The 12,185-nt window shown below is 64.1% G+C and carries 15 protein-coding genes and 1 pseudogene; 7 read left to right on the top strand and 9 right to left on the bottom strand.

The window, feature by feature from the left end:
* Positions 1–107 precede the first annotated feature (107 nt).
* The 3 genes from RM423_RS22905 to RM423_RS22895 are packed head-to-tail and all read right to left on the bottom strand — an operon-like array spanning position 108 to position 3,755.
* Entirely contained in the window at positions 108–1,043 is a 936-nt protein-coding gene (locus tag RM423_RS22905; RefSeq protein ID WP_396327836.1) for an aromatase/cyclase, read from the bottom strand.
* A 38-nt stretch (positions 1,044–1,081) separates the two neighbouring features.
* Positions 1,082–1,864, bottom strand: coding sequence for an SDR family NAD(P)-dependent oxidoreductase (locus tag RM423_RS22900; protein WP_311425363.1), 783 nt, complete (start codon positions 1,862–1,864; stop codon positions 1,082–1,084).
* 34 nt (positions 1,865–1,898) lie between these two features.
* Entirely contained in the window at positions 1,899–3,755 is a 1,857-nt protein-coding gene (locus RM423_RS22895; RefSeq protein WP_311425362.1) for a multicopper oxidase family protein, read from the bottom strand.
* A gap of 97 nt (positions 3,756–3,852) precedes the next feature.
* Between RM423_RS22895 and RM423_RS22890 the strand changes: the two genes are divergently transcribed.
* A complete protein-coding gene (locus tag RM423_RS22890) occupies positions 3,853–4,119 on the top strand; it encodes a hypothetical protein (protein WP_311425361.1) in 267 nt (88 codons plus the stop codon).
* A gap of 13 nt (positions 4,120–4,132) precedes the next feature.
* Here RM423_RS22890 and RM423_RS22885 read toward each other — a convergent pair whose 3' ends face one another.
* The 3 genes from RM423_RS22885 to RM423_RS22875 form a co-directional block, all read right to left on the bottom strand.
* A complete protein-coding gene (locus RM423_RS22885; RefSeq protein ID WP_311425360.1) occupies positions 4,133–5,203 on the bottom strand; it encodes an LLM class flavin-dependent oxidoreductase in 1,071 nt (356 codons plus the stop codon).
* A gap of 113 nt (positions 5,204–5,316) precedes the next feature.
* On the bottom strand, positions 5,317–5,757 hold the full coding sequence (locus tag RM423_RS22880; RefSeq protein ID WP_311425359.1) for a nuclear transport factor 2 family protein: 441 nt from the start codon (positions 5,755–5,757) through the stop codon (positions 5,317–5,319).
* Complete coding sequence (locus tag RM423_RS22875; protein ID WP_311425358.1) at positions 5,741–6,478, bottom strand: SDR family NAD(P)-dependent oxidoreductase; 738 nt, start codon at positions 6,476–6,478, stop codon at positions 5,741–5,743. The genes RM423_RS22880 and RM423_RS22875 overlap by 17 nt, the downstream gene beginning before the upstream one ends.
* Positions 6,479–6,657: 179 nt before the next feature.
* On the opposite strand from RM423_RS22875, the gene RM423_RS22870 reads away from it, so the two are divergent.
* Genes RM423_RS22870 through RM423_RS22855 form a run of 5 tightly spaced genes read left to right on the top strand, consistent with a single transcriptional unit; the run spans position 6,658 to position 9,845 of the window.
* On the top strand, positions 6,658–7,083 hold the full coding sequence (locus RM423_RS22870; RefSeq protein ID WP_311425357.1) for a nuclear transport factor 2 family protein: 426 nt from the start codon (positions 6,658–6,660) through the stop codon (positions 7,081–7,083).
* Positions 7,080–7,808: an SDR family NAD(P)-dependent oxidoreductase gene (locus RM423_RS22865; RefSeq protein ID WP_311425356.1), complete on the top strand. Its 729-nt coding sequence runs from the start codon at positions 7,080–7,082 to the stop codon at positions 7,806–7,808. The genes RM423_RS22870 and RM423_RS22865 overlap by 4 nt, the downstream gene beginning before the upstream one ends.
* A gap of 22 nt (positions 7,809–7,830) precedes the next feature.
* A complete protein-coding gene (locus RM423_RS22860) occupies positions 7,831–9,321 on the top strand; it encodes an MFS transporter (RefSeq protein ID WP_311425355.1) in 1,491 nt (496 codons plus the stop codon).
* Between the two features lie 33 nt (positions 9,322–9,354).
* The gene (locus RM423_RS26050; RefSeq protein WP_396327835.1) at positions 9,355–9,693 is read left to right on the top strand and encodes a M28 family peptidase; all 339 of its coding nucleotides are present in this window, start codon (positions 9,355–9,357) and stop codon (positions 9,691–9,693) included.
* Positions 9,675–9,845 carry a hypothetical protein gene (locus RM423_RS22855; protein ID WP_311425354.1) on the top strand — a complete coding sequence of 57 codons (171 nt, stop codon included), beginning with the start codon at positions 9,675–9,677 and terminating at the stop codon, positions 9,843–9,845. Before RM423_RS26050 ends, RM423_RS22855 begins: the two co-directional genes overlap by 19 nt.
* A gap of 278 nt (positions 9,846–10,123) precedes the next feature.
* Here the strand turns inward: RM423_RS22855 and RM423_RS22850 are convergent, their stop codons facing one another.
* Both RM423_RS22850 and RM423_RS26045 read right to left on the bottom strand, forming a co-directional pair.
* Entirely contained in the window at positions 10,124–10,339 is a 216-nt protein-coding gene (locus RM423_RS22850; protein WP_311425353.1) for a hypothetical protein, read from the bottom strand.
* Entirely contained in the window at positions 10,257–10,472 is a 216-nt protein-coding gene (locus RM423_RS26045) for a transposase (RefSeq protein WP_396327834.1), read from the bottom strand. The genes RM423_RS22850 and RM423_RS26045 overlap by 83 nt, the downstream gene beginning before the upstream one ends.
* A 67-nt stretch (positions 10,473–10,539) precedes the next feature.
* Between RM423_RS26045 and RM423_RS22845 the strand changes: the two genes are divergently transcribed.
* Positions 10,540–10,992 carry a hypothetical protein gene (locus RM423_RS22845; RefSeq protein ID WP_311425365.1) on the top strand — a complete coding sequence of 151 codons (453 nt, stop codon included), beginning with the start codon at positions 10,540–10,542 and terminating at the stop codon, positions 10,990–10,992.
* A gap of 105 nt (positions 10,993–11,097) precedes the next feature.
* On the opposite strand, the pseudogene RM423_RS22840 reads toward RM423_RS22845, so the two are convergent.
* Positions 11,098–12,020 (bottom strand): annotated as a pseudogene (locus tag RM423_RS22840) (IS630 family transposase); the annotation flags it as partial.
* Positions 12,021–12,185: the final 165 nt, after the last annotated feature.

Below are 12,185 nucleotides of genomic sequence, written 5' to 3'. Positions count from 1 at the left end.
CGATACAACTCGACAGCGTCGCGGCGAAACTCCTCGGAGTAGTTCTTCCTCGCCATGAGTGGATCATCTCGCTTCCACCCCACCGAAGCAGGGATTGAGCGTGTCCACTACTCGGGGTCAGGTCCCGCATGTCCCAGCGTGGCAAGGCTGTTGCCGCTCAGGGCGGTCCGCAGGTAGTTCCGTGCCTCCTCGATACCGGCCTCCGGGCCGAGGATCGTTGTGATCTTCGATTCCTTAACGGTGACCGTGTGCCGGGAGGTCGCACGCACCTGCTCGCCGTCTTGCTGCAGGAGCCAATGCCCGGTGTGCAACGACATGAGAGCCGGCAGTTCCAGCTGCTTATACACGATCTTTTCGTGCGGCAGGCACACCCGTACCGATTCCGTCGTATGAGTGGAACCGTCCTTGGTCCTGGTCTCCATCCGCAGAACCTGCAAGCCAGGGCTGTCCTCACGCAGATCAACCGTCGCCACGTGCGGCAGCCGCTCCGACCACAACTTGGCCTCGTTGAGGAAGTCGTAGACGTCCGCTGCGCTGCCGTCGATCACGATCGAGTCCTCGAAGCGGATCGTGAGCTGCTCGGCTTCGGTCATCGCCTCTGCCGCCGTCTTCAGACCCAGCAGCTCCGAGGAGCTGTTGCGCTCGATGACGCCCCCGATCCATGCCACATTCTCAGGATCATTGCCGACGGCGGTGAAGTCGTGCAGCAGGACTATCCGGCAGCCCTGCTCGCCCAAGTCTTCGATCACCCAGCTGCCACCCATGGACTCGACCGGGTGTTGTGATACTTCCTGGCGGAAGTCGATCCGCAGCGCCTCAGGCGTGAGGGTGCGCCCGGACACCCAGGTCTTGACCTGTCCGTTAGCCATGGCCCACAGGCGAATGCGCTCGCGGCCACCGGTCATCTGCAACTGCTGCGCATAGACAGTCGGATGGAATATCTCCGGCCACCCCGTTACATCGGCGAGCAGGTCGTACACCGCCCTGGCCGGTGCAGTGACGAGCATTTCATGGGACGTGCGGCGACGAGCGTCGTCAGTCATCGGGTTCCTCCAGTGCAGTGGGGAGACAGCAATTGCCGTCAGTAGTTACCGAGGCCGCCGCAGACGTTCAGCGCCTGAGCCGTAATGGGGGCAGCCACGTCCGAAACCAAGTAGCACACCAGGCCAGCGACCTCCTCGGGAGTCGAATAGCGGCCCAGCGGGATCTTGGCGTTGAATCGGTTCAGGATGTCGTCTTCGGTGGTGTCCCACGCCGCGGCATAACCCTGACGCACCCGGCTCGCCATTGGTGTCTCCACGTACCCCGGGCAGACGGCGTTCACCGTGACTCCGGTCTTGGCCAGCTCCAGCCCCAGGGACTTGGTCAGACCGATGACACCATGCTTGGATGCCGAGTACGGTGCGCCCAGGACCACGCCCTGCTTGCCCCCGGTCGAGGCAATGTTGATGATCCGACCCGATTTCTTGGTCAGCATTCCGCCCTGAGCCAATACCTCCCGGGTCATCCGGAACACCGCGTTCAGGTTGGTGTTGATGACGTCGAACCACAGGTCGTCGGCAATCTCCGCGGTGACTCCGCCGCCGCTACGGCCGGCGTTGTTGACGAGCACGTCGATCGGCCCGAACGCGGCCACCGCAGCAGCCACCAGCTCACGTACCGCATCGCCGTCTCGGACATCGGCGACCATGCCGTCGACCTCGCAGCCTTCGGCTCGGAACTCCTTGCGCACTGACTCGATCGGTTCGGCATTGCGAGCGCAGAAGAACACTCGGTTTCCGGCGGTCGCCAGCGCGCGCGTCACCGCCAAGCCGATTCCGCTTGTGCCGCCGGTGACGAGAACGACCTTGCTCTGTGATGTCATATGACAGCCTCCAGGTAGGTGACGAGATGCTTCTTCAGATCAGTTTGAACGTTGCCATCATCGACATGTCTTCATGCTCAAGGTTGTGGCAGTGCATGATGTAGCGGCCGGCTTCGCCGTGGAACCGTGCGACGACGTCCACCCGTTCGGCGCCGTTGACGAACACCGTGTCCTTCCAACCCGCGTCATAGGGCCCAGGCGGTCCGCCATTGCGCGCGACGACCTGAAAGCTCACCAGATGAACGTGGACGGGGTGGTGGTAGTCCGAGACGAAAGTCCATTTCTCGATGGCTTCCCGAGGGACATCGGCGATGGAGCTGGTCGGTGCGAAAAACTCATTGTTTATCCACCAGCCGCGTTCGTCGGCGCGATGAAAGTCGAAGACACGGTGACGCTGGACCTTCGAGGCAGGGATGGGCTCGACGTCGGCGAGCTTGTCGGGGATCGACGAGGTGTCGGTGACCTTGCCAGTGACGCGGAACCGCATCACCACGCCGGTTGACCCCGCACCGGCCGTGTTCAGCAGGGTTATCTCGTCACCGGGATGGTATGCCGAGAAGTCCAGCACGATCTCGAACCGTTGACTTGGTGCGATGACGAGTTCCTGGTGCGACACCGGCGCAGCCAGCAGGCCGGCATCCGAGCCGATCTGCACGATCGGGGGCGTTGTCCTTGGCGAGTCTAGGGCCAAGTGCAGGATCCGTGAATTGCAGGCATTGAGCACCCGGAACCGGTAACGGGCCGTCTGGACCTCCATCAGCGGCCAACAAGCGCCGTTGACCAGGATCACATCCCCCATCACACCTGGCAGAGACGCGTCTTCGACGCCGGGTTTTCTCATGTGCGAGTCAACGGACGGGTACTTCAATGCGCCGTCCGAGGCGAAGGCCCGATCGCAGATCATCAGAGGCACGTCCCGGGAGCCCGAGGGCAGCGGCAGCGCCATTTCCTGCTCGTCGCGAAGGAGGTGGAAGCCGGCCAGGCCGCGATACACACTGGCGCCGGTGAAGTCCATGCGATGATCGTGGTACCAGAGCGTCGCCGCCGGTTGCTCCATGGGATAGGTGTAGGCCCGGCTTAGGTGACGTACGTCAGCCTTGGGGTCGGCCATCATCTGCGCGGCCGAAGAACCGTTTCGCATCGCCTGGATCGACTCGTCCGAGGTCAGATAGTCCGTGGGAAAACCGTCACTGTGCGGCGGCGTGTGCCCGCCGTGCAGGTGAACCACGGTCGGCACCGGCAACTCGTTGGTATGGGTGACCACCGTGCGCCGGTTCCGCTTGGAGACAATGGTCGGTCCGGGAAAGGTGCCGTTGTATCCCCAGATCTCGGTCTGGTGACCGGGGATGATCTCTTGCACAGCCCTGGTCTGGCGGATGTGATAGTGATCGGTGTTGCCGACCCTGCGGGGAACCAGGACCTGGGGAACCGGCAGTCGAGCGATGAACGGCCGCGGAAGTGTCAGGTCGCTCGCTATCTGGTGTAGATTATCGGTGAGGCCATCCAGCGGTTTGGTGTTGCCGGTCTTGCCGAAGGCCAGTGTGGGCCCCGGAATACCCCGCACCGTCTTGTCGGAGTGGATCTCGGAGTAGGCGAATCCACCTAGAGCAGCAGTGCCGCCCACCGCTGCCAGGCCGCTGACGAAGGCCCGCCGACTCAACTGCCGGGCCATGCGCATTGTCCCTTCGCCGGCAGGGCTCGCCGCGAGGACGTCACTGCTTACCGGTTCCCGTGCTGTTGATTGTGAAGCTCTTGAACCTTTTGCCTTCGGGGGTGAACATCGAAGACGAGCCAGTGGCGACCAGCGCGCCCTTGTCGTCGATGGTGACGTACTGCGGGCTCGGATTGTTCCGATGATGGTGTTGGTCTTGCGGTTCTTCAGCGGGATCACGACCTCGAGGGTGTACTTGTTCGGCTCGTGGGAGGGCTGCCAGTAGCCGGTGCCTGGGAGGGTGTCGGTACCTATCTGGTCGAGGGTGCCGTCGGGCTTGAAGATCAGCTTCGCCCCGCCGCTGGAGGGCAAGGACGTACTCACCTTCACGTCCCAGGTGCCTATGATGGCAGAGCTGTCCGGCTGGCTGGCACTCCCGCTGGCGCTGGTGCTGCTTGAGGTGGACGCCTTGGCAGCCAGCTCAGTCGTGGGGTCAGAGCTGCAGGCGGTTAGTGCCGACGAGATGGTGACGGCGCAGAGGGATACCAGCGCAATGCGCTTCTTGAGCATCATCGATCGCCTTTCAAGAACTCAGGTTGGCTGATGGTTGACTTTCGTTACCCGAACTTGGGTAGCAGGTGCTCGGCGATCAAACGGATAGTGGTTTCGCCTGCCTCCACCGGTACTTGACCGGTGTGAACGCCAAGACTAAGGATGACGTCGCTGCCGAACCAGTCGGCGATCTGAGCGACCTGCGAGCTGACCTCGTCGGGTGTGCCGGCGAGAATCTGGTTCTCTGCGATCTTCTGGTCCAAATCAGGCCGGATAAGCTGCTCGGCGAGCTTCTCGTATCCCGGGTAAGCCTTGCTGCTGGTTCCCGACCAGGACCGGACAGCCTGACTGATCGCCTCGCCGTTGCGGGCATCGTCGAACGCGCCGATCTCTCGGGCCTTGGCACCGTCCTCATCGACGAATGCGGGGTAACTGAGCTGAATCAGCTCAGTGCCCGGCTCATATCCGGCCTCTTTCCAGGCTGAACGGTAGGCGGCCAGCCGGTCTTGGATCTGCTCGCGGCTCAGAATCGCGCCGACCATCTGGATGTTGTGGCCGGCCTTGCCTGCCGCGATACAGGAATCGATGCTCCGGGCCGTCGTGATGTACACCGGAGGGTGCGGCTGCTGAAATGGACGCGGCAGCGAGGTGACCGGTCCGAAGGCGTGGTGAGTGCCTTTCCAGACCACGTCCTCCTGCGACCACAGCAGCTTGCATGCCGCGATGCCCTCGTCGAAGCGAGTCTGACTCTCGTCCATCGAGATGTCGAAGGCCCTGAACTCGTCGGGCAGGAATGCCCGGCCAAAGCCCACGTCCAAGCGTCCGTGAGACAGGTTGTCGAGCATGGCCAGCTTGCCGGCCAGCTGAACCGGATGGGTGAAGGCCGGGATGACGGCGCTGGTGCCCAACCTGATGGTGCGAGTGTGCGCGGCCAACGCGGTCAGCAACGTTACCGGGTCAGGGCTGTAACCACCGTAGGCGAAGAAGTAGTGCTCCACCGTGCGGACATGGTGGAAGTCGAGACTGTCGGCCAGCTTGGCAAGCAGAACACATTCGTCGTAATATTCCGCCGGGTTCTTTTCGGCAGGTCCAACACTGGGAAAGAACGTTATCCCGAACTTCATCTTCGACCTCACGCTCTAGATGGGGTTGCTGGGCAACGGTGACAGGAACCGAGCTGGCCCGTGAATGGTGCTCGCTATGGCTTGAAGCGAGCTGGAAGACAACTGGAGGGAGCTGGGACGCCAGTTCAGACATGACCTGCCAGGTCCAGCACGATGCGCCGGGACCGGACCGCCAGGGCACCGTCCGCCGTGCGAACCAGATGGTCGGTGACGACACTGCTCGGATCGATAGTGACGACGCCGTCAGAGGAGGTGTGGCTCACGAAGGCGTAATACACGGCACGGATCGCGCCATCGTCCTGATGGTCGAGCCGGCGCATGCCGAACCAGTGATGGCGGTGTACCGCGGCAGCCTGGAACCGCTCGACCAGTCCCCGCATGACCGCGACGATCCCGGCCCGGCCACCGGGCACTGAGTCCCCCGCACCGAGTGCGAAGGTCGCGCTTTCGGTGAAGGACCTGCCGAAACCATCGACGTCGCCGGAATCGAGCTGGATTTGCTGCATCGCGTAGAACCGATCGACCTCGAACAGCAAGGACGATCCGATGTCACCAGTCGAGGCCACCATTTACCTCCATCACGTGTCCGTTGATGTACCTGCTGTCATTTCCGACCAGGAAGACCGCCGCTGCGGCAACCTCGTCGGCGGTACCTGGGCGCCCGCTGGCCAGTTTCTGGCTGTACTTGGCCCACACGACCGCATTGGATGCCAGAGCCCGGCCCATACCCTCGTCGATGATTCCGGGCGCGAGGCAGTTGACTGTGATGCCCTGTGCAGCGCTTTCCACCGCTGCGACCCTGGTCAACATCTCGATCGCCGCCTTCGAGGCGCAGTAGGCCGACGCTCCCGGTGCCACCCTGGTCGCCATCGCCGACGACATAGTGATGACGCTGCCGCCGCCGTGCGCCGGCAGATACTTGAGCGCAGCCCTGACCGTGAGGAAGGTACCGGTCACATTGGTCTCGAAGGTGGCTGCCCAATCCTCCAGGCTGAGCCCGGCTACCCGTCCGGGAGCACTCATGCCGGCGTTGGCAACGACGATGTCCAGTCCGTCGAACCGATCGACCGCAGCCTGCAGCAGACGATCCACCGAGTCAGGGTCGCGCACATCCAGGTGCCGGCTCGCGAGCTGGTCCGGATACTTGTCGACCAGGTCGGCTACAGCGTCGATGTCGCGCCCGCCGAGGAGGACTCGGCAGCCTTCCGCCACGTATGACTCGGCGATGACTCGCCCGAGGCCTCTTGTCCCGCCGGTGATAACGGCGGTCTTCCCGCTGAGCCGCATCCATTTTCCCTTCGCTCGACCAGGACAGCCTGAGCCAAGGTTCTGGACGCCCACTCGGACGCCGCTGGACTCGCACCTGCCCGACCGCGCATCAAGCGGCACTCGATATCAGCTCCAGCGGCCCAGTCGACAATCCGAAACGCCAGAACGGCAGTAGCGACCGAGCGAGGGCGACTCAATTGATCGACAGCGATACCTATTTCAATCTCCAGCAGTTCTATGCCAAGCAGATGCAGAGTCTCGACGGCGGCGATGCCGACGCGTTCGCCGCGAGCTTCACCACCGACGGCGTCTTCGTTCACTATCCGCACGACGAGGTTCACGGTCGGGACGCGATCCAGGCGGCAACTCGCAAGGGCGTCGAGCGAACCCGCTCCCTGGGAATCGTGCGGCGGCACTGGTTCGGCATGCTTGAGGTCACCGCGGGCCCTGATCACACGATCTGTACCAGGTATTCGGCGATCACATCAGCGGTCAACGCATCTGGCGAGGTCCGGCTGGAGCCGACGTGCATGGTCGAGGACGTGCTGGTGGTCAATCCTGACGGCGGGTACCTCAACCACAGTCGCACTGTTCGCCGGGACGACCTAAAAGTGGCGCAGTGACCGACAGCCCGGTCGCCATAGTCACGGGGTCATCGTCAGGTATCGGCGCGACGATCGCCGCTCGTCTGACCGACGCCGGCTATCGGGTGGTCGTCAACTCGGCTCGCTCGGAAGCGGCCGGTGAAGCGGTCACGGCGAAACTCGACGGAGCGATCTACGTGCGAGCCGACATCTCCCAGGCGGCTCAGGCCCGCGAGCTGGTCGCTACGACCGTCGACCGGCTGGGCCGGCTGGACCTGCTCGTCAACAACGCCGGCATCACCAAGGCAATCGCTCACTCGGACCTGGAATCCGTGACCGCGGAGGTCTGGCGGGCCGTTCTCGACGTCAACGTCGTGGGCGCCTGGGAGATGATCACGGCAGCCGTGCCCCACCTTCGCCGTAATGGTGACGGCGCCATCGTCAACATTTCCTCGGTTGCTGGTTCTAGACCTGCCGGCAGCAGCATTCCGTACGCGGTGAGCAAGGCTGCGATCAACCACATGACCCGGTTGCTGGCTGCCACGCTGGGGCCCGAGGTGCGAGTCAATGCGGTGGCTCCAGGCCTCATCGACACGGAGTGGACCGCATCCTTCACCGAGCCGCGCGAATGGATGGCTACCATAGCACCGCTCAAGCGAGTGGGTACGACCGATGACGTCGCCACCATGGTGCTGTCGCTGGCGCAAGCCAAGTTCACGACGGGCGAAGTCATCCTGGTGGACGGCGGCACCCACCTGCGCTGAGGCACTTCGGCCGCCGACATCCATGAACAATACCCCGCGGAAGGGCGGCGACGTGTCGCACATCATCGAAGGACCCGCGAATCGGCGCGCGGCGGCGGCGCCTCGAAAGCGGCTCACCGCGGAAGCGGCCGTCGTCATGCTGGCCTGCCTCGGCCAGTTCCTGGTCGTCCTCGACGCATCCGTGGTGAACGTGGCGCTCCCCTCGATCAGCAATGACTTGCACTTCTCGGTCACCGGCCTGTCGTGGGTGACCAACGCTTACGCGGCGACCACCGCGGGGTTGTTGATGATCGGTGGCCGCGCGGTCGATATCTTCGGGCGCAAGCCGATCTTCATCTACGGCGTCGCGGTGTTCACAGTGGGAAGCCTGCTCTGCGGTGTGGCTCAGTCCTCGGAGATGCTGGTCGTCTGCCGGTTCGTCCAGGGATCGGGCGCCGCGGCGATTGGGCCGGCTTCACTTGCCATCCTGATGACGAGCTTTCCCGAGGGGCAGCGGCGCGCTAAGGCCCTGGGTACCTGGAGCGCTGTCGGAGCGGCAGGCGGAGCTGTGGGCAACCTGGTGGGGGGCGTGCTCACCGATACCTTGTCGTGGCGCTGGGTCTTCCTGATCAACCTGCCGGTGGGGGCCTTCGTCCTGCTCCTCACCTTGAGGTACCTGGACTGGGGCAAGGAAAGCGCGGGCCGCAGGCTTAACCTCTCGGGCGTCATCACGATCACACTCGGGTTGTCGCTGATCGATTTCGGGGTTATCCAGGCAGCCGATCACTCCTGGGGCTCCCTACGCACCATGCTGCCGATCGTCGCCGGCATTCTCAGCCTCGCCGGTTTCCTCGTCCTGCAGGTGAAGTCGTCACAAGATCCGCTCATTCCGGTGCGGGTGCTCAAGTCCATACCGGTCACCACGGCGAACTTCGCCATGTTCGCCACCGGTGCCGCATTCTTCAGCATGTGGTACTTCGTGTCGCTGTACCTCCAGGACGTCCGGCATTACACCCCGCTGGAAACCGGTCTGGCATTCCTGCCGCAGACCGTCACGGTCGTTCTCTTCGCCAGAGTGCTCACTCCCAAGCTGCTCCACCGAACCTCGCCCCGATATGTCGTGATGCTGGGCGCGAGCCTCTCGGTCATCGGTTTTCTCGCCCAGTCGAGGATGGGCTTGTCCGGCAGTTACCTGATGACCGTCGCCGTTCCGGGCATCTTCGTCACCGCCGGCATGGGTCTGCTCTTCACGCCGCTCGCCACGGTGGCCACCGGCGGTGCCGCGCGTGCGGACGCCGGGGTGGTATCCGGCCTGATCAACACATCGCGCCAGGTAGGTGGTTCCATCGGTCTCGCGACGATGGTTACGGTGGCCGCATTCCGAAGCCGGTCGGTGCGCGGTGATGACATCTCCGGGCAGTCGGCTGAGCAGGTGCTCAGCGCTGGCTACTCATGGGTGTTCCTGGCCGCGGCCGTGCTCATCGTCATCGGTGTGCTGCCCCTGCTACTCACGGCCGCCGGCAAGCCGGACTGACCCAGCCGTTCGCTGCTGTCTGTCGCCCCGAGGGTGGGCCGGCGACTATCGCGGCACTGGAACAGTACTTGCCCGGCAGCTCCGGGGCGGCGATCGAAAGGGTTTTCGAGTCCTTCCACACTGCGCGGCGAGCCCTATAACGACACGCTGTTCAGCGGTCGCAGCGACTACCAGGCGTTCATCTACAGCGGGATCCCGTCCGGCGGGCTGTTCACCGGGCCGAGGTGCACAAGACCTCCGAGCAGGCGGCCATGGGATGGCACCGCCGATCTGGCTTTCGACCCCTGCTACCACCAGGCCTGTGACACCTACGCCAACAACGATGACCATGTTCTCGATGTCACGCCGACGCGGTGGCCTTCACCGTCATGACCTTCGCCCATTCTACCGAGTCCGTCACGGCGGTGCCCGGTGTGCGGGTTCCTGGCAACTTCACCATCCCGGCCCCCGCGGGACCGCGGCATACTTTCGGCGGCTTGCTCGGTGGCGGCAGCGCGCACGACCGCGAAGTGCCGGCTTCCTGAGCCTTCGCCCTCGGCCAGCGCCCTCATCACCTCGGTGGCCGGGGGCTTGCGTTGTGACCCGTCTTTCACATCCTGACCGGTCAGCACCGTCCAGCTGTGGTGACCTCCGCACTACCTCGGCGAGCAATGCATCCCACCAGCGCACCATGGCCGCGATCGCGGCGTGCGGGATTGTGGACTTAACGGCTCTTCTCTGGTCAAATTGATCTTGTTTTCGCGGTAGCGTCGGCGGTGGCGAGCCTGGGTAGTGACTGATCCGAAGTGCCGGTTTAGGGGTTTCAACCGGCCGCGCTGGATTCGAGAGCCGCCTCTGTTGTCCGCCGAGGCCCGCCCCCGACGGCTGCAGCGTCGTGGACAAGTTGCCGGTAGACGACGTCGGACAGGCGCCGTTTCAAGCAGCGCAGCGCTTCCTTATGGCTTTTGCCCACCGCTCGTTTGCGTCGGTAGTAGGCGCGGCCGGTGGTGTCGCCGGCGAGTTGGGTGATCGCCATCATGTGCAAGGCGTGGTTGAGCTGCCGGTCCCCCGGCGCGGGAGAGCCGGTGCCGTACGACGTCGCCGGAGGAAACCTCGATCGGGGCAGTGCCGTGGTAAGAGGCGAACGCGGCCGGTGAACGGAACCGGGTCACGGCGCCGACGCGAGCCCAGGATCTTGCCGGCCAGCAACGGGCCGATGCCGTAGAGACCGGTCAGGGGGTGCTGCCGGTCGGGGCGACCATTGTGGTGCCCTGTGCGCCGGCGGTTGTGATGCCGGTCGAGGTGGCGGACCTCGGCGACCAGCTCGACAGCCACGTCCCGCAGTGTTGCCTGAATCTGCTCGCGTGGTCGAACACGCCGCAGCAGCCCGGCCGCGACATCGGCACTCAGATTCGTCGGCGCGCCGGCCGGGACCAACCGAACCAGCAGCACATGAAGCCGGTTGACGGTCTGGGTACGGTGTTTGACCAGGTCATCGCGATCCTCGACCACCGCGCGCAACGCACTGATCGCCTCATCGACAGCCTTGCCCCCACTGTGTCATCCCCTGCTCATCGCGGGCCTGTGTGGCCGCCGTGGTTGGAGTCCAGCCGCGCCTACCGACATCTTGGCTGGCGGCCTGAGTTCATGTGCTGGTGTCTGCGTCGGAGCGTGACGCTCAGACCCGCTTGATGCGGCCATGGAGCAATGCACCATTGAAGTGTTAGATTCACCTATAGTTAATGCGCGTTTAAGGCGATTAGGACAAGATCTAGTGGGCTGAGTTCTTAGTTTTGGGCGCTTGGCTTTGGCGAGGATCTGGTCGGCGGTTTTGGTCCAGACGAAGGGGTGGGCGCGGTCGTTCCAGCCGTCGATGAAGGCGCGGATCTTGGTGTTGAGGTCGCGCACTGAGTCGAAGGTTCCGCGGTGGATGGCTTGGCGCTCGATGATGCCGAACCACACTTCCACGAGGTTCATCCAGGATGCCGAGGGCGGGGTGAAGTGCACCTGCACGCGTGGGTTGGCCGTGAGCCAGTCGCGGATCTCGATGCGCTTGTGGCTGCATAGTTGTCCATCACCAGGTGCAGCTCGCCGTCGGGGTAGGCCGCCGCGACCTGTTTGAGAAAGCGCAGGAACTCCTGGTGGCGGTGCCTCGGCTGACAGCGGGCGGTGACCTTGCCGGTGGCGATCTCCAGGGCCGCGAACAGCGTGCTCGTGCCGCGTCGGACGTAGTCGTGGGTGCGGCGCTGGGCCAGGCCAGGTTGCATCGGCAGCATCGGCGCCGTGCGGTCCAATGCCTGGATCTGGGACTTCTCATCGATACACAGCACGATCGCGTCCTCGGGCGGGGCCAAATACAGGCCGACAACGTCGGTGACCTTCGCGACCAACTGCGGGTCGGTGGAGAACTTGAACGTCTCCACCCGCCACGGCGCCACCCCGACCTCGCGCCAGGCCTTGGCCACCGTTGAACTGCTGGTCTTCAGATGATCGGCCGGCCGAAACGCTGCCCGTCCTCCCAGACCGGCCAGACCTGACATGGCATACCGAGCACGCCAATCGATCACCGTCTGCCTCGCAACACCGACCCGCTGCGCGATGTCGGTGTTGCTCACCCCGTCAGCGGCCAGCAGCACGATCCGCGCCCGCTGCGCCAGACCCGAGCGAATCGATGACGACCGGACCCACCCCGCCAACCGTTCCCGAGCACCATCACGCAATCCAAGAGCAGGTTGGGGTGTGTCGGGTCTATCTCGCTAACGGCACCTCTCTGTGTCAAGCGGCTGGCGACGGAGAGGAAACCGAGTCGTTGGTCATGGTGCGGTAGACGACGTCGGTGAGACGGCGTTTGAGGCAGCGCATGGCTTCTTTGTGGTTTTTCCCGG

This window comes from Jatrophihabitans lederbergiae, assembly GCF_031845305.1.
Lineage (GTDB): Bacteria > Actinomycetota > Actinomycetes > Mycobacteriales > Jatrophihabitantaceae > Jatrophihabitans_A > Jatrophihabitans_A lederbergiae.
This window is presented reverse-complemented; position numbering and strand designations above follow the sequence as displayed.

Coding starts and splice junctions, on each gene's coding strand:
- RM423_RS22900 (WP_311425363.1), bottom strand. CDS start 1,864: ATGACATCACAGAGCAAGGTCGTTCTCGTCACCGGCGGCACAAGCGGA.
- RM423_RS22905 (WP_396327836.1), bottom strand. CDS start 1,043: ATGACTGACGACGCTCGTCGCCGCACGTCCCATGAAATGCTCGTCACT.
- RM423_RS22860 (WP_311425355.1), top strand. CDS start 7,831: ATGAACAATACCCCGCGGAAGGGCGGCGACGTGTCGCACATCATCGAA.
- RM423_RS22875 (WP_311425358.1), bottom strand. CDS start 6,478: ATGCGGCTCAGCGGGAAGACCGCCGTTATCACCGGCGGGACAAGAGGC.
- RM423_RS22850 (WP_311425353.1), bottom strand. CDS start 10,339: ATGATGGCGATCACCCAACTCGCCGGCGACACCACCGGCCGCGCCTAC.